The 21817-nt window shown below is 72.7% G+C and carries 17 protein-coding genes; 9 read left to right on the top strand and 8 right to left on the bottom strand.

Annotation, left to right across the window (positions count from 1 at the left end; translation table 11 throughout):
- Nucleotides 1-51 precede the first annotated feature (51 nt).
- Nucleotides 52-2202, top strand: a complete 2151-nt coding sequence (locus ASC60_RS35760; protein ID WP_055557892.1) for a primosomal protein N' — start codon at nucleotides 52-54, stop codon at nucleotides 2200-2202.
- Between the two features lie 171 nt (nucleotides 2203-2373).
- Here the strand turns inward: ASC60_RS35760 and ASC60_RS35765 are convergent, their stop codons facing one another.
- A complete protein-coding gene (locus ASC60_RS35765; RefSeq protein WP_055557893.1) occupies nucleotides 2374-2895 on the bottom strand; it encodes a hypothetical protein in 522 nt (173 codons plus the stop codon).
- Between the two features lie 235 nt (nucleotides 2896-3130).
- Between ASC60_RS35765 and fmt the strand changes: the two genes are divergently transcribed.
- The 3 genes from fmt (at nucleotide 3131) to ASC60_RS35780 (ending at nucleotide 7630) form a co-directional block, all read left to right on the top strand.
- Nucleotides 3131-4063, top strand: coding sequence for a methionyl-tRNA formyltransferase (gene fmt / locus ASC60_RS35770; protein ID WP_055557894.1), 933 nt, complete (start codon nucleotides 3131-3133; stop codon nucleotides 4061-4063).
- A gap of 137 nt (nucleotides 4064-4200) precedes the next feature.
- The gene (locus ASC60_RS35775; RefSeq protein WP_055557895.1) at nucleotides 4201-6129 is read left to right on the top strand and encodes an ABC transporter ATP-binding protein; all 1929 of its coding nucleotides are present in this window, start codon (nucleotides 4201-4203) and stop codon (nucleotides 6127-6129) included.
- A gap of 52 nt (nucleotides 6130-6181) precedes the next feature.
- Entirely contained in the window at nucleotides 6182-7630 is a 1449-nt protein-coding gene (locus ASC60_RS35780) for an RsmB/NOP family class I SAM-dependent RNA methyltransferase (RefSeq protein ID WP_055557896.1), read from the top strand.
- Nucleotides 7631-7891: 261 nt separating this feature from the next.
- Here ASC60_RS35780 and ASC60_RS35785 read toward each other — a convergent pair whose 3' ends face one another.
- The 3 genes from ASC60_RS35785 to ASC60_RS35795 are packed head-to-tail and all read right to left on the bottom strand — an operon-like array spanning nucleotide 7892 to nucleotide 11587.
- Nucleotides 7892-8902: a 1-aminocyclopropane-1-carboxylate deaminase gene (locus ASC60_RS35785; protein ID WP_037963738.1), complete on the bottom strand. Its 1011-nt coding sequence runs from the start codon at nucleotides 8900-8902 to the stop codon at nucleotides 7892-7894.
- Between the two features lie 13 nt (nucleotides 8903-8915).
- Entirely contained in the window at nucleotides 8916-10196 is a 1281-nt protein-coding gene (locus ASC60_RS35790; RefSeq protein WP_055557897.1) for an MFS transporter, read from the bottom strand.
- Nucleotides 10193-11587: a M20 family metallopeptidase gene (locus ASC60_RS35795; protein ID WP_199831145.1), complete on the bottom strand. Its 1395-nt coding sequence runs from the start codon at nucleotides 11585-11587 to the stop codon at nucleotides 10193-10195. The genes ASC60_RS35790 and ASC60_RS35795 overlap by 4 nt, the downstream gene beginning before the upstream one ends.
- A 199-nt stretch (nucleotides 11588-11786) precedes the next feature.
- Between ASC60_RS35795 and ASC60_RS35800 the strand changes: the two genes are divergently transcribed.
- Nucleotides 11787-12692, top strand: a complete 906-nt coding sequence (locus tag ASC60_RS35800) for a LysR family transcriptional regulator (protein ID WP_055557898.1) — start codon at nucleotides 11787-11789, stop codon at nucleotides 12690-12692.
- Nucleotides 12693-12717: 25 nt separating this feature from the next.
- Here ASC60_RS35800 and ASC60_RS35805 read toward each other — a convergent pair whose 3' ends face one another.
- Nucleotides 12718-13200, bottom strand: a complete 483-nt coding sequence (locus ASC60_RS35805) for an Lrp/AsnC family transcriptional regulator (protein ID WP_055557899.1) — start codon at nucleotides 13198-13200, stop codon at nucleotides 12718-12720.
- A 415-nt stretch (nucleotides 13201-13615) separates the two neighbouring features.
- Here ASC60_RS35805 and ASC60_RS35810 point away from each other — a divergent pair, with 415 nt between their 5' ends.
- On the top strand, nucleotides 13616-15835 hold the full coding sequence (locus ASC60_RS35810) for an NADP-dependent isocitrate dehydrogenase (RefSeq protein WP_055557900.1): 2220 nt from the start codon (nucleotides 13616-13618) through the stop codon (nucleotides 15833-15835).
- Between the two features lie 80 nt (nucleotides 15836-15915).
- Here ASC60_RS35810 and ASC60_RS35815 read toward each other — a convergent pair whose 3' ends face one another.
- A complete protein-coding gene (locus tag ASC60_RS35815; RefSeq protein ID WP_079038846.1) occupies nucleotides 15916-16839 on the bottom strand; it encodes a serine hydrolase in 924 nt (307 codons plus the stop codon).
- A gap of 265 nt (nucleotides 16840-17104) precedes the next feature.
- On the opposite strand from ASC60_RS35815, the gene rpe reads away from it, so the two are divergent.
- The 3 genes from rpe to ASC60_RS35830 all read left to right on the top strand — a co-directional run bounded on the left by rpe (nucleotide 17105) and on the right by ASC60_RS35830 (nucleotide 20472).
- Nucleotides 17105-17803 carry a ribulose-phosphate 3-epimerase gene (gene rpe / locus ASC60_RS35820; RefSeq protein ID WP_055557901.1) on the top strand — a complete coding sequence of 233 codons (699 nt, stop codon included), beginning with the start codon at nucleotides 17105-17107 and terminating at the stop codon, nucleotides 17801-17803.
- Nucleotides 17804-17915: 112 nt separating this feature from the next.
- Nucleotides 17916-18905 carry a sugar-binding transcriptional regulator gene (locus ASC60_RS35825; RefSeq protein ID WP_199831146.1) on the top strand — a complete coding sequence of 330 codons (990 nt, stop codon included), beginning with the start codon at nucleotides 17916-17918 and terminating at the stop codon, nucleotides 18903-18905.
- Nucleotides 18906-19032: 127 nt separating this feature from the next.
- Nucleotides 19033-20472, top strand: a complete 1440-nt coding sequence (locus ASC60_RS35830) for a GuaB1 family IMP dehydrogenase-related protein (RefSeq protein ID WP_055557903.1) — start codon at nucleotides 19033-19035, stop codon at nucleotides 20470-20472.
- A 68-nt stretch (nucleotides 20473-20540) separates the two neighbouring features.
- On the opposite strand, the gene ASC60_RS35835 is transcribed toward ASC60_RS35830, so the two are convergent.
- Together ASC60_RS35835 and ASC60_RS35840 are read right to left on the bottom strand one after the other, a co-directional pair.
- Nucleotides 20541-21344: a DUF2637 domain-containing protein gene (locus ASC60_RS35835; RefSeq protein WP_055557904.1), complete on the bottom strand. Its 804-nt coding sequence runs from the start codon at nucleotides 21342-21344 to the stop codon at nucleotides 20541-20543.
- Complete coding sequence (locus ASC60_RS35840; RefSeq protein WP_234357276.1) at nucleotides 21341-21529, bottom strand: hypothetical protein; 189 nt, start codon at nucleotides 21527-21529, stop codon at nucleotides 21341-21343. The genes ASC60_RS35835 and ASC60_RS35840 overlap by 4 nt, the downstream gene beginning before the upstream one ends.
- Nucleotides 21530-21817: the final 288 nt, after the last annotated feature.

The following is a 21817-nucleotide window of genomic DNA, read 5'->3' on the forward strand; positions in this document are numbered from 1 at the left end:
TCGTGGCGTCCGGGCCTTCGTGTGTCCGACTCCTCTGCTAAGACTTGATCTGTGAGCAGGGACGACGAGCGGCGCAAGGCCCCGGAGGGAGAGCCGCAGGGGAGTGAGCAGCTCGCGCTCATCCGGGACAGCGTGCGCAAGGCCAAGGTGCCGCGGGCCAAGCCGCGGACGTGGCGGGGAGCCGCGCTGGCCAAGGAGCGGCCGGTGGCCAAGGTGCTCGTGGACAAGGGCCCGGTGCACCTCGACAAGCTGTGGGACTACGCGGTCCCGGCCGAGATGGACGCCGAGGCCCGGCCCGGGGTGCGGGTGCGGGTGCGGTTCGGGGCCGGGACCGGCAAGGTGCGCGAGGGGCGGCGCGAGGGCGGCGGGCTGCTGGACGGGTACATCGTCGAGCGGGTCGCCGAATCCGACTACCGCGGTCCGCTGGCGGCCATCGCCCAGGTCGTCTCGCCCGAGCCGGTGCTCGGGCCGGGGCTGCTCGCGCTGTGCCGGGCCGTCGCCGACCGGTACGCCGGATCGCTCGCCGACGTCCTCCAGCTGGCCATACCCAAGCGCAACGTCCGCGCCGAGTCCGAGGTGTCCCCGCCACCGCTGCCCCCGCCCGGGCCGCCCGAGCCCGGCGCTTGGGCCCGCTACCCGGCCGGGCCCGGGTTCCTGGACGCGCTCGCGGGCAGCGGCACGCCCCGGGCCGTATGGACCGCGCTGCCCGGACCGCACTGGCCGGACGAGTGGGCCGCCGCGGTCGCCGCCACCCTCGCCTCCGGGCGCGGTGCGCTCGTCGTCGTCCCCGACGGGCGCACCGCCGCCCGGGTCGACGCGGCGCTCACCCGGGCGCTCGGCGGCCCGGGGCGGCATGTGCTGCTCACCGCGGACCTCGGCCCCGAGGAGCGCTACCGGCGGTGGCTGGCCGTCAGCCGCGGCTCGGTGCGGGCCGTGGTCGGCACCCGGGCGGCCATGTTCGCGCCGGTCCGCGACCTCGGCCTGGTGGGCATCTGGGACGACGGCGACCAGAGCCACAGCGACGACCACGCCCCGCAGCCGCACGCCCGCGACGTCCTGCTGCTGCGCGCCGTGCACGAGAAGACGGGCTTCCTGCTGGGCGACCTCGGCCGCACCGTGGAAGCCGCCCAGCTGGTGGAGAACGGCTGGGCCCGGCCCCTGGAGGCCGGCCGCGAGCAGGTGCGGGCGGCGGCCCCGCTGATCCGTACCGTGGACGAGGGCGAGGTGGCCCGGGACGCCGAGGCCCGCGCCGCCCGGCTGCCCACGCTCGCCTGGCAGACCGTGCGGGAGGCGCTGACCCGCGGCCCGGTGCTGGTGCAGGTGCCGCGCCGGGGATACGTACCCCGGCTGGCCTGTGAGCGCTGCCGGGAGCCCGCCCGCTGCCGGCACTGCTCGGGCCCCCTGGAGGCGCGCGACGCGGACCGGCTGGCCTGCGGCTGGTGCGGGCGGGCCGAGACCGCCTGGCACTGCGCCGAGTGCGGGGGCGTACGGCTGCGGGCGAGCGTCGTCGGCGCCCGGCGCACCGCGGAGGAGCTGGGCCGCGCCTTCCCCGCCGTCCCGGTCCGCACCTCGGGCCGGGACCACGTCCTGGACACCGTGCCTGACCGCCCGTCGCTCGTCGTCAGCACCCCGGGCGCCGAACCGGTCGCCGAGGGCGGTTACGCGGCCGCCCTGCTGCTCGACGGCTGGGCGCTGCTCGGCCGCCCCGACCTGCGCGCGGGCGAGGACGCGCTGCGCCGCTGGCTGGAAGCGGCCGCGCTGGTGCGGGGGCATGAGGACGGCGGCCTCGTCGTGGTGACCGCCGAACCGACGCAGCGGCCCGTCCAGGCGCTGGTGCGCTGGGACCCGGCCGGTTACGCGGCGCGCGAACTCGCCGAGCGGTCCCAGCTGGGCTTCCCGCCGGTCTCCCGGATGGCGGCGGTGGCCGGGCCGGGGGAGGCGGTGGCCGAGCTGATCGCCTCGGCGTCGCTGCCGGAGGGGACCGAGACCCTGGGGCCCGTCCCGCTGCCCCCCACCCCGCCGGGCCGCCCGCGCCGCCCCGGCGACCCGCCGCCCGGCGAGCAGTGGGAGCGCGCCCTGCTGCGGGTGCCCCCGGGCCAGGGCCGCGCCCTGGCCGCCGCCGTCAAGGAGGCCAAGGCCCTGCGGCTGGCCCGCGGCGACAAGGACCCGACGGTCCGCGTCGACCCCCTGGACATCGGCTGACGGGCGAGTGAGGCGAAGGGGCGCGCCGGTGTCGAAAGGGAGAGCGCGCGCAGGGAGCGAGGGCTCGTATCGATATGCGGCTCCGCCGCGCGAGCGACCGGGCACGGTCGACCGTCGACGTCGGCCGAGGCGCCCCGGAGGCGAGCCGAGCCAAAAAAAGAGGGGCTTCCCTCAGCCGTTGCGGGGGCCGGGGAAGGCGGTGGGGCGGGGGTCCTCACGCAGCGGCGGGGCGGACTGCGGCGGGACGGAGCGGGCGGCCGGTACGGACGGGACCGGCGGCACCGCGGCGGGCTCGGGGCTGTGCGCCGCCGGGGGCTCGCCGCCCTCCGGGGTGCTCGCCGCGGCGGCGCGGCGCGAGCCGTAGCGGCGGTGCACCGCCTGCTTGGTGACGCCGAGCGCGGAGCCCACCGCGTCCCACGAGAAGCCGAGCGAGCGGTCGAAGTCGACCGCGGCGGTGACCAGGGTCTCGACGCTGTCCCGCAGTTCCTGGGCGAGCCGCACGGTGGGCGCCGGGGCGCGGCCGTAGACGACGAAGCCCGCGGACGGTCCGGTGCGCCGCGGCCGGTAGACGTTGCCGAGCTGGGCGGTGAGGGTGCGCAGCGCGTCCACCTGTCGGCGGACCCGCTCGATGTCCCGGACCAGGAGGTGCAGGCTGGCCCGTGCCTGGGCGTCGTGAGTTGCGTGGTCGGCCATGAACAAGCCTCTCGAACCGGCGGTGAAGGGGGTGGGCGGAACGGGGACCGGGCCGCGGTCGCGGCCCGGCGAGGTCAATCTCTCTTGACCAACGCGGCACCCCGCCCGTCGGTCACGGTCCGGGGCGTGCGGGCGTCGGCCCGTACGCCCCCCGGGGCCGCCGGACCATAGACTGAGGCGGCGTTTCCGCCGTTCTCCGCCCTGTACGCCTTGAATGAGAGGTAGTTCGCCACCCATGAGGCTCGTCTTCGCCGGTACCCCCGAGGTCGCCCTGCCCGCGCTGGACGCGCTGATCGCGTCCGACCGGCATGAGGTGGTGGCCGTCGTGACCCGACCCGACGCGCCCGCCGGGCGCGGCCGCCGGCTGGTGGCCGGCCCGGTCGCGGAGCGGGCCGAGGAGGCGGGCATCGAGGTGCTGAAGCCGGCCAAGCCGCGGGACGCCGACTTCCTCGCCCGGCTCACCGAGATCGCCCCGGACTGCTGCCCGGTGGTGGCCTACGGCGCGCTGCTGCCCAAGGCGGCGTTGGAGATCCCGGCGCACGGCTGGGTCAATCTGCACTTCTCGCTGCTGCCCGCGTGGCGCGGTGCGGCCCCGGTGCAGCACGCGGTGCTGGCGGGCGACGAGGTGACCGGGGCGTCGACGTTCCAGATCGAGGAGGGGCTGGACTCCGGGCCGGTGTACGGGGTGGTGACCGAGGACGTACGGCCCACCGACACCAGCGGCGATCTGCTGACCCGGCTGGCCTTCGCCGGGGCCGGGCTGCTGGTGGCGACGATGGACGGCATCGAGGACGGTTCGCTGCGGGCGGTGCCGCAGTCCGCCGAGGGCGTCTCGCTCGCCCCGAAGATCAATGTCGAGGACGCGGAGATCGACTGGTCGGCGCCCGCCCTGCGGGTCGACCGGCTGGTGCGGGCGTGCGCCCCGGCGCCGGGCGCGTGGACGACGTTCCGCGGGGAGCGGCTGAAGGTGGTCTCGGCGGCGCCGGTGGCGGACCGTACGGACCTGGCCCCCGGCGCGCTCGCCGCGACCAAGAAGGCGGTCTACGTGGGCACGGGCAGCCATGCCGTGGAGCTGAACTGGGTCCGGCCGCAGGGCAAGAAGCCGATGCGCGCGGCGGACTGGGCCCGTGGGGTGCGGATCGCCGAGGGCGAGCGGCTCGGCGGCTGACACGACACAGCGCGCGGGGGCGGCCGGTCGTTGACTTGCACCTTGGTTCAAGTCCTACCGTCCTTGACACGTGCCGCCGGTCCGGACCCACCGGCGTAATCACCGTGGCGGCACCCCGAACCCTTCGGAGGTGCGCGATGAGCATGGAAGTCACCGCGTGGCATTCCCTGTACCAGGCCACACACGCCAACGACGACCGGCGGCCCTTCTCCCGGGCGACCCTGCGCCGCATCGGGGCCTTCGCCCGCCCGCATCGCCGCCCGCTGCTGCTGTTCATCGCCCTGAGCACGGTGGTGGCGGTGACGGCCGTCGCCACCCCGCTGCTCGCGGGCCGGGTGGTGAACGCGATCGACCGCCACGCACACCAGTCCACGGTGCTCGGACTGGCCGGGCTGATCGCCGCGATCGCCGTGGCCGAGGCGGCGCTCGGGCTGCTGACCCGGCGGCTGTCCGCGAACATCGGGGAGGGGCTGATCCTCGATCTGCGCACCGCCGTCTTCGACCATGTGCAGCGGATGCCGGTCGCCTTCTTCACCCGCACCCGCACCGGTGCGCTGGTCAGCCGGCTGAACAACGATGTGATCGGCGCGCAGCGGGCGTTCAGCGACACCCTCTCGGGGGTGGTGAGCAACGCGGTGACGCTGCTGCTCACCTTCGTCGTGATGGTCGGCATCTCCTGGCGGATCACGCTGCTCGCGCTGGTGATCCTGCCGGTCTTCCTGCTGCCCGCCCGCCGGGTCGGCCGTCGGCTCGCCGGTCTGCGGCGCGAGGCGGCGGCGCACAACGCCGCGATGGGCACCCGGATGACCGAGCGGTTCTCCGCGCCCGGCGCGACGCTGGTGAAGCTCTTCGGCCGCCCGGCCGAGGAGTCCGCCGAATTCGCCGCGCGGGCCCGCCGGGTGCGGGACATCGGCGTCCGCACGGCGATGGTCCAGGTCTCGTTCGTCACCGCGCTGACCCTCGTCTCCGCCCTGGCCCTCGCCCTCGTCTACGGCCTCGGCGGCTACTACGCGCTGCGCGGCAGCCTCGACCCCGGCGCCGTCGTCTCCCTCGCGCTGCTGCTCACCCGGCTCTACGCCCCGCTGACCGCGCTGGCCGGGGCGCGGGTGGAGGTGATGAGCGCGCTCGTCAGCTTCGAGCGGGTCTTCGAGGTGCTGGACCTGAAGCCGCTGATCACCGAGAAGCCGGACGCCCGGCGGGTCCCCGACGGGCCGGTGTCGGTGGAGTTCGACCACGTCGACTTCGGCTACCCGTCCGCCGACAAGGTGTCGCTGGCCTCCCTGGAGGAGGTCGCCCAGCTGGACACCCGCGGCGGCGTCCAGGTGCTGCACCAGGTGTCCTTCCGCGCCGAACCCGGCCAGATGGTCGCGCTGGTGGGCTCCTCCGGCGCGGGCAAGTCGACCATCGCGCAGCTGCTGCCGCGCCTGTACGACACCGACGCGGGCGCGGTCCGGATGTCCGGCGTGGACGTCCGCGACCTGACCGCCGCCTCGCTGCGCGAAACCCTCGGCATGGTCACCCAGGACGGCCACCTCTTCCACGACACCATCCGCGCCAACCTGCTGCTGGCCCGCCCGGGGGCGACCGAGGACGAGCTGTGGGAGGTGCTGCGCCGGGCCCGTCTTGACGGGCTGATCGCGTCGCTCGCGGACGGTCTCGACACCGTCGTCGGTGAACGCGGCTACCGCCTCTCCGGGGGTGAGCGCCAGCGGCTGACCATCGCCCGGCTGCTGCTGGCCCGGCCCCGGGTGGTGATCCTCGACGAGGCCACCGCCCATCTGGACTCCACCTCCGAGGCCGCCGTGCAGGAGGCGCTGGCCGAGGCGCTGGACGGGCGGACCGCGGTGGTGATCGCCCACCGGCTGTCCACGGTGCGGGCGGCCGACCTCATCCTCGTCGTGGAGGACGGCCGGATCGTGGAGCGCGGCACCCACCACGCGCTGCTCGCCGCCGAGGGGCGCTACGCGGAGCTGTACCGCACCCAGTTCGAAACCCAGGAGCCCGGGGACCCCGACGAGCCCGACGAGCCCGGGGAGCCCAGGGAGACGGCGGGGGTGCTCGGCTGAGCCGCGTAGGCTGGGGGGCTGATCACCCCATACCTTCCGGAGCACATGTCCCGTGAGCCCCCAGTCCGGCCCTCCCCGTCGCAGCCGCCCCGGCAAGCCCTACCGCCGACCGAAGAAGGACCCCGTACGGATCCTCGCCTTCGAGGCGCTGCGGGCCGTCGACGAACGGGACGCGTACGCCAACCTCGTCCTCCCGCCCCTGCTCCGCAAGGCGCGGGAGGACGGCGGATTCGACGCCCGGGACGCGGCGCTCGCCACCGAACTGGTCTACGGCACCCTGCGTCACCAGGGCACCTACGACGCGATCATCGCCGAATGCGTGGACCGCCCGCTGCGCGAGGTGGACCCGCCCGTCCTCGACGTGCTGACCCTCGGTGCCCACCAGCTGCTGGGCACCCGCATCCCCACCCACGCCGCCGTCTCCGCGAGCGTCGAACTGGCCCGGGTGGTGCTCGGCGACGGGCGCGCCAAGTTCGTCAACGCCGTGCTGCGCAAGATCGCCGCCGCCGATCTCGACGCCTGGCTGGAACGGGTCGCCCCGCCGTACGACGAGGACCCCGAGGACCATCTCGGCGTCGTCCACGCGCATCCGCGCTGGATCGTCTCGGCGCTGTGGGACGCGCTCGGCGGCGGCCGGGCCGGGATCGAGGACCTGCTGGAGGCCGACAACGAACGGCCCGAGGTCACCCTCGTCGCCCGCCCCGGCCGGTCCGACCCGGGCGAACTGGTCGCCGCGGCCGGCGAGGAGTCCGCGCTGCCGGGCCGCTGGTCCCCGTACGCCGTGCGGCTCACCGAGGGCGGCGAACCCGGCGCGCTGGACGCGGTCCGGGAGGGGCGCGCCGGGGTGCAGGACGAGGGCAGCCAGCTCGTCGCCCTCGCGCTCGCGAACGCCCCGCTGGACGGCCCCGACCGGCGCTGGCTGGACGGCTGTGCGGGCCCCGGCGGCAAGGCCGCGCTGCTCGGCGCGCTCGCCGCGGAGCGCGGCGCGGCCCTGCTGGCCGCCGAGAAGCAGCCGCACCGGGCCCGGCTGGTGGAGCGCGCCCTCGCCGGGAACCCCGGCCCGTACCAGGTGATCGCCGCCGACGGGACCCGCCCGCCGTGGCGGCCGGAGAGCTTCGACCGGGTGCTGGTCGACGTGCCGTGCACCGGCCTCGGCGCGCTGCGCCGCCGCCCCGAGGCGCGCTGGCGCCGCCGCCCCGAGGATCTGGCCGGGTTCGCCCCGCTCCAGCGCGGCCTGCTGCGCGAGGCGCTGACCGCGTCACGCGTCGGCGGTGTCGTCGGCTACGCGACCTGCTCCCCGCACCCGGCCGAGACCCGCGCCGTGGTCGAGGACGTGCTGGGGGAGGCGCGCAAGGGCCAGGGGGTGACGGCCGAGTGGATCGACGCCCGCCCCCTGATGCCGGACGTCCCCGCGCTCGGCGAGGGCCCCGACGTCCAGCTGTGGCCGCATCTGCACGGCACCGACGCCATGTACCTGGCCCTGCTGCGTCGCACCGGGTGACGGGAGGCCAGGCCGTCAGCAGCGCTCTGTGGGCCGACCTCGGCCGCCGGCCTGGGGCAGTCGCCCCGGTGTGCGCCGGCGGCCGAGCCGATCAGGCAGGTGTCACCCGGTGGGGCGATACGAATCTCCGAGCACGCGGTTCCCGGTGGAGCACGCGGGGAACAGAAGGTGGCCTGGTAGTCGGCGGGCAGGACCTCTTCTTTGAGCATCCCCAAGGGTGGGCGGCCGGGGCGCGGGGTGCCCGCCCCGGCGCCGCCGGTTCTACCCGAACAGGGCGCTGTAGCCGTTCAGCGCCGGCTGCCCGCCGAGGTGGGCGTAGAGCACCTTGGCGTCCTTGGCGATCTCGCCCCGGGCGACGAGGTCGATGAGGGCCGCCATGGACTTGCCCTCGTACACCGGGTCGGTGACCATGCCCTCGGTCCGCGCGGCCAGCCGCATCGCGTCCATGGTGGACTCGTCCGGGATGCCGTAGGTGCCCGCGTGGTAGCGCTCGTCGAGCAGGATCTCGTCGTGCGTGAGCTCCCGGTCCAGGCCGATGAGCGACGCGGTCCCGCGCGCGATCCGCGCCACCTGGTCCCAGGTCTCCTTCGGCTTGGCCGAGGCGTCGATGCCGAGGATCCGCCGCGGCCGCCCGCCCAGCGCGGCGAATCCGGCGATCATGCCGGCCTGGGTGCTGCCGGTGACCGCGCACACCACGATGGTGTCGAAGAAGACCCCGAGCTGCTTTTCCTGCTCCGCCACCTCGAACGCCCAGTTCGCGAAGCCCAGCCCGCCGAGCCGGTGGTCCGAGGCGCCGGCGGGGATCGCGTACGGCTTGCCGCCCGCCGCCTCGATCTCCGCGATCGCCTGCTCCCAGCTCTCCTTGAACCCGATGCCGAACCCGGCCTTCACCAGCCGCACGTCCGCTCCGGCGAGCCGGGACAGCAGGATGTTGCCGACCTTGTCGTACACCGCGTCAGGCCAGTCGACCCAGCTCTCTTGGATCAGCACGCACTTGAGCCCCGCCCGGGCCGCGACCGCCGCGACCTGGCGGGTGTGGTTGGACTGCACGCCGCCGATCGACACGAGCGTGTCGCAGCCCTGCGCCAGGGCATCGGCCACGAGGTATTCCAGCTTGCGGGTCTTGTTGCCGCCGTAGGCGATGCCGGAGTTGCAGTCCTCGCGCTTGGCCCAGATCTCCGCGCCGCCCAGGTGCGTGGTCAGGCGCTCCAGGCGGTGCACCGGCGACGGGCCGAACAGCAGCGGGTAGCGGTCGAAATCGTTGAGGGACAAGGGATCTCTCCGATCAGTGGATGTCGAGCCTGCGCCGCGCGAACGCCACGCAGGACAGGCTGAGCACGGCCAGGAACATCAGGTAGAAGGTCGGCGCGAGCTTGCTGCCGGTCACGTCGACGAGCCAGACGATGATCAGCGGCGTCGTGCCGCCGAACAGCATCACGGCGATGTTGTAGCTCACCGCCAGGCCGGTGGCCCGGTTGGTGACCGGGAACAGCTCCGCCATCATCGAGGGCAGTGGCGCGAAGTAGCCGGCCTTCAACACGCCGATCAGGAACATCACGCCGAGTATCACCCCGAAGCCCGGGGCGGCGACCAGGAACGCGAGGCTCGGGTACACCAGCGCGAGGATCAGCGTCGCGAAGATCAGCATGATACGGGTGCGGCCGAACCGGTCCGACAGGTGACCCACCACGGGAGTCAGGCCGGTCAGCACGATCCCGGTGACCAGGGTGGACGCGAATCCGGTCGACGCCGGCAGGTCCAGCTCCTTCACCGCGAAGGTGGGCATGTAGGTGATGAAGTAGCTGATCGCGGTGGACACGGCGAGCGCACCCATGGCCACGAACATGCGGTCCTTCTGAGTACGGAACGTCTCCTTCACCGGCGCGCGCTCCTGGTCCGCGGTCTCGACGAACTCACCGGCCTCGCCGACGTAACGCCGGATGTAGTAGCCGACCGGGCCGATCAGCAGACCGAAGAAGAAGGGGATGCGCCACCCCCACGACTCCAGCTGCGCGTCGGACAGCGTGGCCGTGAGCACCGTGCCGAACGCCGACGCGAGGAGCGTCGCGAAGCCCTGGCTCGCGAACTGCCAGCTGGCCATGAAGCCGCGCTTCTCGGGCATGTGCTCGACGAGGAACGCGGTGGCGCTGCCGAACTCCCCGCCCGCGGAGAAGCCCTGGAGGAGCCGGGCGAGCAGGATCGCGATCGGCGCGACGAGCCCGATCTTCGCGTACGGCGGCATGATCGCGATGAGCAGCGTCGCGACCATCATGAGCCGGATCGACACCATGAGCGCACGCTTGCGCCCGGCACGGTCGGCATACCCGCCGAGCACGAGTGCCCCCAGCGGACGGACCACATAGGCCACCGCGAACGTGCCGAGCGTCAGCAGCAGCGACACGGTCTCGTCGGCGGTGGGGAAGAACTGTTTCGAGATCGTCGCGGCGAAGAAGCCGTAGACGAGAATGTCGAACCATTCCAGCGCGTTCCCGATGGACGCGGCGATGATGACGCGGTGCACCTTCACCGGTGCTTCGGGGGCGACTGTCCGTGTGGATGCGGTCATGGGTGACTCCTCATGGGAGAGTCCTCGCCGAGGTCCCAGAACACGCCGGCCATGATGCGCAGGCCCTCCCGCGCCACGGGGGCCAGCAGGTGCTCGTCCGGGGCGTGCTGGGCGCAGGCGGGGTAGGAGTGCGGGATCCAGAGTGTGCACAACCCGAGCTCGCCTGCGAACGCGTCGTTGGGAAGGCTGCCGCCGAGGTTCGGCAGCAGCGCGGGTTCCGTGCCGGTGGTCCGGCTGATCGAGCCGAGTGCCCAGCGCACCCAGGGGTCGTCCGGATCCGTCCGGGTCGGCGGCATGGTCGGGCCGACCTCGACGTCGACCATGGGAAATCCCCGCTCGTCCAGGTGCTTGCGGAGGATGACGCCGAGCTTGTCGACTTCGGTGCCGACCACGGACCGGAGCTGGCAGTGCGCGTGTGCGCTGCCGGGAATGGCATTGACCGGGTTGTCCGGGTTGCCGGCGGCGAGCGACAGCACCTCGACGCTGTTCCAGCCGACGAGGCGCTCGGCCGGGGTGAGACCGGGTTCGCCCCAGCCCTCGTCGACGGGCGGATCGTCCGGTCCGCTGCCGACCGCGATGTCGCGCAGGGCTTCCCGGACGTTCCCGGGGATCTCCCGCGGCCGCAGACCGGGCACGAGGATGCGGCCCCGCCCGTCGACGAGGGTGGCGAGCGCGCCCGCCAGCACGGTCGCCGGATTGCGCAGCAGACCGCCCCAGTTGCCGGAGTGGTACGAGGCCTCGCGCAGGTCGACCCGCAGTGTGAACGGGGTGGAGCCGCGTGAACCGAGGAACAGCGTCGGACGCTCCGCGGCCACGCGCGGCCCGTCGGACGCGATCAGCACGTCGGCGGCCAGCTCGTCCCGCAAATGGGCGCAGACCGCGCGCAGGCCCGGCGAGCCGGACTCCTCCCCGGTCTCGACCAGCACCTTGAGGTTGAAGCCGAGCCGGCCGCGCACGCGGAGCACCTGCTCGAGTGCCGCGAAGTTGATGGTGTGCTGGCCCTTGTTGTCGGCGGTGCCGCGGCCGTACCAGCGGTCGCCCTCGACCACGACCTGCCACGGATCGAGGCCGGTCCGCCACCGCTCCGGCTCGCCGAGCACGACGTCGCCGTGGCCGTAGACCAGCACCGTGGGCAGCGCATCGTCCTCGTGCCGGGTCGCCACGAGCAGCGGGTGGTCACCGGCGGGGTTGTCGACGACGCGCGCCTCACAGCCCAGTCGTCCGGTGAGCGCCGGGGCCAGCTCGTCGGTGAGGTAGGAACGCAAGTCCCGCGCCCGCGCCCGGTCCCGGCTTTCGGTCGCGAACGCGACCCGGCGGCCGAGGTCGGCGAGGAATTCTCCGGAGTCGTAGTATTCGGTGGCACGATCGATCACGTCAGCACGGGTCATCATTGCCCTTAACATCGGAAACGTGCAATTTACAATGCATCCGGCCGGTGCGCAGAGTTTACGGAGCGGCGAGAGGGTGGCGATAGAGGGAGCAATTGCGCGTTTTCGAAAGGTGTATTGCCCTGGCGGCAACGGCAACGGCCGGTCGCATCCCCGTCGTCGCCCGCGACGGCCCCGCTCCGCGCTGCAGTACATTCTCAGAATGCCTCTCCTGCCCACGTCGCTGCGCTACTTCCTGGAGGTCGCGCGCACCGGTTCGATCAGCGAGGCCTCGGAGCGCCTGCACGTGGCCACGTCGGCGATCAGTCGGCAGATCGCGAAGCTGGAGCAGGACGTCGGCGCGCCGCTGTTCGAACGACGGCCGCGGGGGATGGTGCTGTCGGAGGCGGGCGAGATTCTCGCCGCCTACGTCCGGCGCAGTGCGCTCGAGGCCGATCAGGTGCTCGCCGATGTGCACGGCATCGAAGCCCTGCACCGCAGTACCGTCAAACTCGCGAGCTGCGAGGGTTTCGCGCGCGATTTCCTGCCGGCGGCTATCACCGCATTTCGGGAAGAGTATCCAGGGGTGCGGTTCCGGCTAAATGTCACCGGTCCGGCGGCGGCCACGCGACAGGTGATAGACGGCACGGCGGACCTGGCCGTTACTTATAGCCTCGGGCCGGAAGGGGGAATCAAGGTCGAGTATTCGCAGCAGCAGCCGATCTACGCGCTGATGCCCGACGATCACCCGCTGGCGCGCCGGGAGCACGTCGAGCTCGCGGACCTGCTGGAGTACCCGCTCGCGCTGATGGACGAGGGGACCACGATCCGGCAGCTGTTCGACGTCTGCGTCGCGCTGGAAGGGCTGAACTTCGAGCCCGCGCTCGTCAGCAACTACTCCGGTGCGCTGCAGAGTTTTGCGCAGCTACGCGGTGGGGTCACCCTGGTCGGTCCGCTGACGGTGCGGCGGCTCGGCGGCGACCATCTGGCGATCGTTCCCATCCGTAATCCGGAGCTGAGCCGCCGGAGCATGCAGATCCAGTCGATGGCGCGGCGCGCGCTGCCCGCGGCGGTGCGGGCCTTCCTCGCGCACCTGATCGAACAGATCGGTGATGACCTGCCCAGGTAGGCGGATCCCCGGCGGCGACGCGGCTTTACCTGCCCTCGGCTCGGCGAAGGAGTAGCGGGGTGAGGCGGTGCGGCACCAGTTCGCGCATGGCCAGGGCCGTCGCCGTGCGCTCGATGCCGGGAATGGCCAGGATCTGCCCCGCGATCCGGTACAGGTCGTCCGCGTCGGCGGCGACCACCCGTACGAGCAGATCGGTCTCGCCGCTGAGGCCGAAGACCTCCACGACTTCGGCGATGCCCGCCAGCGCCTCGGACACCTCGGCCAGCCGGTGCTGATTGACCTGCGCGGTGACGAACGCGGTGAGCGGGTGGCCCAGGGCGTTCGGGGTGATCCGGCGTTCGAAGGAGCCCAGCGCGCCGCCCTGCTCCATTTTGGCCACCCGGGCCTGGACGGTGTTGCGGGACAGGCTCAGGTGCTCGGCGAGGGCGACGACGGTGGCCCGTGGCTCGGTGGCCAGGGCGAGCAGGATCCGGGCGTCGGTGGCGTCGAGGATTCGTTCACTGGGCACAGGCGCATCTTCTGCGGTCGAAGACTCGTCTGTCCACTGGCGAGGCATCACGCGACTTCACGTCTGTGAGGACGGCTCGCGCCGATATTTCCTGGAGCTCGACCAGCGTGGCAAGACGGGTCACGTTCGGTCACGACCCGAGGCGGCCCGGGGGCGGCCGACAGGACTTTCGGCCGTGGACAGGTGGGTCGACAACCCGCGCCCGGGGCGTGCCGCCGCCCGGCAGCCCCTCCGGTGAAGGCAGCTCCCGCCCATGGCCAGTGCGCAAGGACAGTGAAGTACGGTGCGCGTCCTCGTCCGTCCGGGCGGGGGTCCCGTGGCGGGTGGACCCCGGCAGCGGGGGGCTTTCGAACACGAGCCGGTCACGGGATATCTTGATGTCGAGCAATGTTGCAGACGTGGAGCGGAGCACCCGGTGACTGACTCGACCATCATCTATACGCACACCGACGAGGCCCCGGCCTTGGCGACGTATTCGTTCCTGCCCGTGGTCGAGGCCTACGCCTCGACGGCCGGGGTCTCCGTGGAGCGGCGCGACATCTCCCTGGCCGGGCGCATCATCGCTCAGTTCCCCGAGCGCCTCGAGGCGAGCCAGCGCATCGAGGACGCCCTCGCCGAACTGGGCGAGCTGGCCAAGACGCCCGAGGCCAACATCATCAAGCTGCCGAACATCTCGGCCTCCATCCCGCAGCTGAAGGCGGCCATCGCCGAGCTGCAGGAGCAGGGCTACGCGCTGCCGGACTACCCGGACGACCCGAAGACCGACGAGGAGCGGGACATCCGCGCCCGCTACGACAAGGTCAAGGGCAGCGCCGTCAACCCGGTGCTGCGCGAGGGCAACTCCGACCGCCGCGCCCCGGCGTCGGTCAAGAACTACGTCAAGGCCAACCCGCACCGCATGGGCGCCTGGTCGGCCGATTCCAAGACCAACGTCGCCCACATGACCGGCGACGACTTCCGCTCCACCGAGAAGTCCGCGGTGATCGCCGAGGACGGCACCCTGCGCATCGAGCTGACCGGTGACGACGGCTCCACCACCGTGCTGCGCGAGTCGGTGCCGGTGCTCGCGGGCGAGGTCGTGGACGCGTCCGTGATGCGCGTCGCGGTGCTGCGCGAGTTCCTGAAGGAGCAGGTCGCCCGGGCCAAGGCCGAGGGCGTGCTGTTCTCGGTGCACCTGAAGGCCACGATGATGAAGGTCTCCGACCCGATCATCTTCGGCCATGTCGTACGGGCCTTCTTCCCCAAGACGTTCGCCGCGTACGGCCAGGCGCTGGCGGCGGCCGGGCTCACCCCGAACGACGGGCTCGGCGGCATCCTCAAGGGCCTGGAGTCGCTGCCCGAGGGCGCGAAGATCAAGGAGTCCTTCGAGGCGGAGCTGGCCGAGGGCCCGGAGCTGGCCATGGTCGACTCCGACCGTGGCATCACCAACCTGCACGTCCCGAGCGACGTCATCGTCGACGCCTCCATGCCGGCCATGATCCGCACCTCGGGCCACATGTGGGACACCAAGGGCGAGGAGGCCGACACCCTCGCGGTCATCCCGGACAGCAGCTACGCGGGCATCTACCAGGTCGTCATCGACGACTGCCGCGCCAACGGCGCCTTCGACCCGGCCACCATGGGCTCGGTGCCCAACGTCGGTCTGATGGCGCAGAAGGCCGAGGAGTACGGCAGCCACGACAAGACCTTCGAGATCCCGGCCACCGGCACCGTGCGGGTGACCGACGGCCAGGGCAACCTGGTCCTGGAGCAGACGGTCAGCGAGGGCGACATCTTCCGGATGTGCCAGACCAAGGACGCGCCGATCAGGGACTGGGTCAAGCTCGCGGTCACCCGCGCCCGCGCGACCGGCGACCCGGCGGTGTTCTGGCTGGACGAGGGCCGCGCCCACGACGCCAACCTCATCGCCAAGGTCAAGCGGTACCTCCCGGAGCACGACACCGAGGGGCTGCGCATCGAGATCATGTCGCCGGTGGAGGCGATCGCGTTCTCCCTGGAGCGCATCCGCCGCGGTGAGAACACGATCTCGGTCACCGGCAACGTGCTGCGTGACTACCTGACCGACCTGTTCCCGATCCTGGAGCTGGGCACCAGCGCCAAGATGCTGTCGGTCGTGCCGCTGATGAACGGCGGCGGGCTGTTCGAGACCGGGGCCGGCGGCTCCGCGCCCAAGCACGTGCAGCAGCTGGTCAAGGAGAACTACCTGCGCTGGGACAGCCTGGGCGAGTTCCTCGCGCTCGCGGTCAGCTTCGAGCACCTGGCGCAGACCACGAACAACCCGCGGGCCCAGGTGCTCGCCGACACCCTGGACCGGGCGACCGCCACGTTCCTCCAGGAGAACAAGTCGCCCAGCCGCCGGGTCGGTGGCATCGACAACCGCGGCAGCCACTTCTACCTGGCGCTCTACTGGGCCCAGGAGCTGGCCAAGCAGACCGAGGACACCCAGCTCGCGGAGTCGTTCAAGGCGCTCGCCGCGACGCTGACCGAGCAGGAGCAGACCATCGTGGACGAGCTGCTCGCCGTCCAGGGCTCGCCGTCCGACATCGGCGGCTACTACCAGCCCGACCCGGCCAAGGCGTCGGCCGTGATGCGTCCGTCGAAGACCCTCAACCAGGCGCTGGCCGCCCTGCGCTGACGGTCACCTTCGGTAACGTCCCGCCCCGGCCGGTGCTCCGGCCGGGGCGGTTCCATGTCCGCGTCATCCGCGTACGGCAGTCACGGCACCGCGGGCATCGCTTCCCGCGGGGTGCGGGTCGGGACGTACGGCTCCGCCGTGGCCGCCGACGGATCGAGGTCCTTGTGGACCGCGCGGGCCACGGCCTGGATCGTGCCGACCCCGTCCTGCATGCGGGCGCTGTCCTGGGTGAGCACCGTGAGCGTGTAGTCATGGCCGCGCCCGGTGAACGCGCCGACGCTGTGCACCCGCCAGCCGTGGGTGGCGCGGGACAGCCAGCCGTTCTTCACCTGGATCGTGGTGCCGCGCGGCGCGCCCGCCGGGGTGCCCCAGCGCTGGGACGGGATGACCTCGCGCATCAGCTTCAGGACGTACGCCCGGGACCGGTCGCCGAGCAGCGGGTTGTGGTGGGTCACCAGCTCCAGCAGCCGCTCCTCGTCGTTCGCGGTGATCTGGGTGAGCCCCCAGTAGCCACCGCTGCCGGGCACGGTCCGCGTCATCCCGGCGGCCCGCAGGAACGCCTTCACCCTGGCCGCCGTGAGCTGCCGCCACAGCGCGCTGGTGGCGTCGTTGTCCGACTTCGTGATCATGGCGGTGGCGAGCCGGGACTCGCGCGGGGTCAGCTTCCGGTGGTGCTTCTCGGCGTCCCGCAACAGCGTGGCCAGCACCGTCACCTTCACCACGCTCGCGGAGTCGAACGGCCGGTCCGCGCGCAGCGCGCAGCGGGTGTGCGTGGCCGGGGCGCGGAGACTGACCGCGGTGGTGGCGGACCGGCCGCGCAGCGCCGCGGTGATGTCCCGGGACAGCTTGGCGGCCCGGCCTGCCCGGTCCGAGGCGCACACCGTCCGCGGTGTCGCGGCGGCCGTGGCGGTCTGCCCGCCGGCGAGCGCGGGGGTGAGGAGTCCCGCGGTCAGCGCCAGGGAGAACGCGGCGCGGTGCCGCGGGCGTATCCGCTGTCGGGTCATGGTCGGTCGCCTCTGTCCTTATGCGTTCCCGCCCGTCACACGGGCATCCTTGGTCACTCATCCCTCATGACCCACAACCGACAGTGCGGGTTGCCTTCAGAGGCTCCATGTTCTGATCACCGTCTTGATCACCGTTTTGATCACCCCATCGCGGCTCCCGCACGGCGGCAACCGGGGCGGGCCGAAGGGGCGTCCGGCCGGGCGGCGACCGGATCGTGATCATCCCGGGTCCATGGCCCGGCGGCGGGCGTGGCAGGCTGGTCCCATGGCCGTGCAGATCAATCCCAGCATCCTGTCCGCGGACTTCTCCCGTCTGGCGGACGAAGCCAAGGCCGTCGAGGGTGCCGACTGGCTCCATGTCGACGTCATGGACAACCACTTCGTGCCCAATCTGACCCTCGGCGTGCCGGTGGTGGAGGCGCTGGGCAAGGCGACGGACACACCCATGGACTGCCACCTCATGATCGAGAACCCGGACCGCTGGGCCCCGGCTTACGTCGAGGCGGGGGCGGGCTCGGTCACCTTCCACGCGGAGGCCGCGGCCGCGCCCGTACGGCTGGCGCGCGAGATCCGGGCCAAGGGCGCGCGGGCGGCGATGGCGCTCAAGCCCGCGACCCCCATCGAGCCGTACGAGGACCTGCTGCCCGAGCTGGACATGCTGCTGGTGATGACCGTGGAGCCCGGCTTCGGCGGGCAGGCGTTCCTCGACATCATGCTGCCCAAGATCCGCCGTACCCGTGAGCTGATCTCCCGGCACGGCCTTCAGATGTGGCTCCAGGTGGACGGCGGGGTGTCCGCCTCGACCATCGAGCGGTGCGCGGAGGCGGGCGCCGACGTGTTCGTGGCGGGTTCCGCGGTCTACGGGGCGCAGGACCCGGACAAGGCCGTGCGCGAGCTGCGCGCCCTGGCCGAGAACGCTGCGGGCGCCGGCGGGCTGTGCGGCCACGAAGCCACCGGTCGGTGAACGTCAACGTAAAGCGCGAACCAACTCGGCCGTTTCTGACAGGATGAACGGTGAGGCCGGAACATTGACAAGTGAGGAGACCGCGGTGTCGACGGGCCGTTCAGCCACGCGGATGGGACCCGCCGAACTGGTGCAGGCGGCGGCCATGGCGCGCCGCTTCTACCTCGAGGGCAAGTCCAAGATCCAGATTGCCGAGGAGTTCGGGGTCAGCCGCTTCAAGGTCGCGCGGGTGCTGGAGACCGCGCTCGAACGCGACCTGGTACGGATCGAGATCCGGGTTCCCGCCGAACTCGACGCGGAGCGCTCCGACGCGCTGCGCGCCCGCTACGGGCTGCGCCACGCGGTCGTCGTGGAGTCCCCGGCCGACGCCGAGGCCGACACCCCGGACCCGGAGAACCTGGGCGAGGTCGCCGCCGACCTGCTCGGCGAGCTGGTGAACGAGGGCGATGTGCTCGGGCTGGCCTGGGGCCGTTCCACCATCCACATGGCCGCGGCGCTGCACCGGCTGCCCCCGTGCACCGTCGTCCAGCTCACCGGCGTGTACGACGCGGGCACGGCCGAGCGCGGCTCGGTCGAGGCGGTCCGGCGGGCCGCCGCCGTCTCCGGCGGCGAGGCCCACCCGATCTACGCGCCGATGCTGCTGCCGGACACCGCGACGGCCGACGCGCTGCGCGGGCAGACCGGGATCGCCCGGGCCTTCGAGTACTTCGACAAGGTCACCGTGGCGTGCGTGTCCATCGGCTCCTGGGAAGCCGGGATCTCCACCGTGTACGACATGCTCACCGAGGCGGAGCGGGCCCACTACGAGAGCCTGGGCGCCGCCGCCGAGATGTCGGCCCACCTCTTCGACGCCGAGGGCCGCCGCATCGGCCGCGACCTGGGCGAGCGGTGCATCACCGTGGAGGCCGACCGGCTGCGCCGGATCCCCGAGGTGGTGGCGATCGCGGGCGGCCGCCGCAAGGCGGCGGCGATCGGCGCGGTGCTGCGGTCGGGGCTGGTCACCAGCCTGGTGACGGACACGACGGCCGCCGACCACCTGCTGCTGGAGACGGATCCGGGCCCCCGCCCGGCCCTGGACCGGGCCGACCCCGACGGCGTATAGGGGCGCGCCCCCGGCGCCCGCGAGCGCCGGGGCCCGTGGGCGCACGCTCCGTCCCGCGTTCGTCCCGCGTTCGTCCCACGCTTCGTATCACGGTTTGTATCACGGGTCGCGTGGGACACTGAAGTACGTGCGTTTCCTCAATGATCAGAAGCCGCCGTACGACCTGACGTACGACGATGTGTTCATGGTGCCGAGCCGCTCCGCGGTCGGCTCCCGCCAGGGCGTCGACCTGGCCTCACCCGACGGCACCGGCACCACCATCCCGCTCGTCGTCGCCAACATGACCGCGATCGCGGGCCGCCGGATGGCCGAGACGGTCGCCCGGCGCGGTGGCCTCGTCGTCATTCCGCAGGACATCCCGATCGACGTCGTCGCCGATGTCGTCCGCTGGGTCAAGAGCCGTCACCTGGTCCTGGACACCCCGATCGTGCTGGCCCCCTCCGGCACCGTCGCCGACGCCCTGTCGCTGCTGCCCAAGCGGGCGCACGGCGCGGGCGTCGTGGTGCAGGACGGCCGCCCGGTGGGCGTGGTGACCGAATCCGACCTGGCCGGGGTGGACCGGTTCACGCAGCTGTCCGAGGTGATGTCCCGGGAGCTGCTGCTGGTCGACGCCGGCATCGACCCCCAGGACGCCTTCGGCCGCCTCGACGCGGCGCACCGCAAGTTCGCCCCGGCCGTCGACGCCGACGGCAAGCTGGCCGGGATCCTGACCCGCAAGGGCGCGCTGCGCGCCACGCTCTACCAGCCCGCAGTGGACGGCGAGGGGCGGCTGCGGGTCGCCGCCGCCGTGGGCGTCAACGGCGATGTGGAGGGCCACGCCAAGGCGCTGCTCGACGCCGGGGTGGACACCCTGGTCGTGGACACCGCGCACGGCCACCAGGAGTCGATGATCACCGCGCTCAAGGCGGTCCGCGCGCTCGACCCGCGCGTCCCCGTCGTGGCGGGCAACGTGGTCGCCGCCGCCGGGGTGCGCGATCTGATCGAGGCGGGCGCCGACATCGTGAAGGTCGGCGTCGGACCGGGTGCCATGTGCACCACCCGCATGATGACCGGTGTGGGCCGCCCGCAGTTCTCCGCGGTGCTCGAATGCGCCGCCGAGGCGCGGAAGTTGGGCAAGCACGTCTGGGCGGACGGCGGCATCCGGCACCCGCGCGACGTGGCGATGGCGCTCGCGGCCGGGGCGTCCAACGTCATGGTCGGCTCGTGGTTCGCCGGTACGTACGAGTCCCCGGGTGACCTCCAGCACGCCGCGGACGGGCGGCCGTACAAGGAGAGCTTCGGCATGGCGTCCGCGCGCGCCGTGCGCAACCGCACCAGCGAGGAGTCGCCGTACGAGCGGGCCCGCAAGGGGCTGTTCGAGGAGGGCATCTCGACCTCGCGGATGTTCCTGGACCCGACCCGGCCGGGGGTGGAGGACCTGATCGACTCGATCATCGCGGGGGTGCGCAGCTCCTGCACCTACGCGGGCGCGGGCTCGCTGGAGGAGTTCCACGAGCGCGCGGTGGTCGGCGTGCAGAGCGCCGCGGGCTACGCCGAGGGCAAGCCGCTGCACGCCAGTTGGGAATAGGAACACGCACGTGGCCCCACTCTGCTCGGGTGAGTGGGGCCACGTGTGTGCGCTGGGGTCTTCGTGCGTCACCGCATGACGCCGCCGCGGGGGTCACCGCCCCGCCGGGGCAGGGCGTGGCGCGGCGGGCTGGTGAGGGTGATCTGGCGTACCAGCTGGTGGAACGAGACCAGCGCGGCGACCGGGGGGAGTCCGGCGACGGCCATGCTGGGCGCGTTCTTGGGGGCGTGCGCGACGCACAGGAACACCGCGATGGTGGAGAAGAGCACCACCACCGCCCATGAGTGCGCGGCCCCCCGGCGGTGCAGCGCGGCCCGCAGCACGGACAGCGAGGCGACCAGCCAGGGCCCGTAGACCAGCAGGGGCCACCACGCCGCCATGGACTCCGAGGTGCTGGGGGAGGCCAGGTAGCGCAGCGGGCGGTAGGAGATCATCCCGCCCAGCACGCTCAGCATGGCGACGATCACGGTGGTCATCGCCGCGAAGATCAGGCTGATCAGCTGGAGCCACGGCATGGTCGGCAGCCGGAAGCGGACCCGGCGGCGCTTGCCGCGCCCGCGCACATGGGCGGGGGAGGGGGACCGGACGGGAATGGGACCGGTGGCGTGCACCGGGTCCTCGACGGGGGCGGAGACGGGGGCGGAGGCGGCGACGGGAGGGGGGACGGTGGGGATGGCGGAGCTGGTCTGGAGCAGCCGCGCCAGGTCTCCTTCCAGGTCCCAGCGGCCCTCCAGGGAATCCGGGTCCGGCAGGGGGAAAGGATTCCTCTCGTAGTCGACGCCCATGTCGAACCGCTCGGACGGGTTGGGCGGCGGGTAGTGGCCGGTGGGAGGGGGCCCGTAGCCGCCCGGCCTCGGCTCGGTGTACGTCATGCCTGGACGCCCGCCTGGACGCCCGCCTCGACGCCCGGCTCCGCCGCACCGGAGCGCTGGAGGAAGTCGTCCTCGATCCTGCCCAGGGTCGTGAGGAAGTCCTCCCAGACCCTCGAACAGTATTCGAGGGGGTGGTCGTGCGGGGCTCGCTCCTCCTCCATCCCGTGGTCCCGGGCCCGGAACACGGGTTCGGCCGTAAGCGGAGCGTGGTCAGGGGGCTGCAGCCTGTCAGTCGTCACGTCCCCACCAACGACCGCCAAATTGGTGCCGTATCGCGGCATTCGGGTGAACCGGGGGGTGACGCGTGCACGGGTGTCGCAATGATTCCCTGGCGAGCGCCCCCGCGCGCAATGTTCGGACACGTATGCGCAAGGATGGTGCATTACGTCCGTGGCCGGACGGCTCGTAGGGTCTTGCGCTGACGCTGAGTGGCGAAGACCGACTGCTTGGCGATTCCCACCTGCGGATTTGTC

This window comes from Streptomyces sp. NBRC 110028, assembly GCF_001417735.1.
In the GTDB taxonomy this organism is placed as follows: Bacteria; Actinomycetota; Actinomycetes; order Streptomycetales; family Streptomycetaceae; genus Streptomyces.

What these genes read in the sequence shown, in the direction of transcription:
- ASC60_RS35765 (WP_055557893.1), bottom strand. Translation starts at nt 2,895, where the DNA reads ATGGCCGACCACGCAACTCACGACGCCCAGGCACGGGCCAGCCTGCAC.
- fmt (WP_055557894.1), top strand. Translation starts at nt 3,131, where the DNA reads ATGAGGCTCGTCTTCGCCGGTACCCCCGAGGTCGCCCTGCCCGCGCTG.
- ASC60_RS35775 (WP_055557895.1), top strand. Translation starts at nt 4,201, where the DNA reads ATGAGCATGGAAGTCACCGCGTGGCATTCCCTGTACCAGGCCACACAC.
- ASC60_RS35790 (WP_055557897.1), bottom strand. Translation starts at nt 10,196, where the DNA reads ATGACCGCATCCACACGGACAGTCGCCCCCGAAGCACCGGTGAAGGTG.
- ASC60_RS35795 (WP_199831145.1), bottom strand. Translation starts at nt 11,587, where the DNA reads ATGATGACCCGTGCTGACGTGATCGATCGTGCCACCGAATACTACGAC.
- ASC60_RS35800 (WP_055557898.1), top strand. Translation starts at nt 11,787, where the DNA reads ATGCCTCTCCTGCCCACGTCGCTGCGCTACTTCCTGGAGGTCGCGCGC.
- ASC60_RS35815 (WP_079038846.1), bottom strand. Translation starts at nt 16,839, where the DNA reads ATGACCCGACAGCGGATACGCCCGCGGCACCGCGCCGCGTTCTCCCTG.
- rpe (WP_055557901.1), top strand. Translation starts at nt 17,105, where the DNA reads ATGGCCGTGCAGATCAATCCCAGCATCCTGTCCGCGGACTTCTCCCGT.
- ASC60_RS35825 (WP_199831146.1), top strand. Translation starts at nt 17,916, where the DNA reads ATGGGACCCGCCGAACTGGTGCAGGCGGCGGCCATGGCGCGCCGCTTC.
- ASC60_RS35835 (WP_055557904.1), bottom strand. Translation starts at nt 21,344, where the DNA reads ATGACGTACACCGAGCCGAGGCCGGGCGGCTACGGGCCCCCTCCCACC.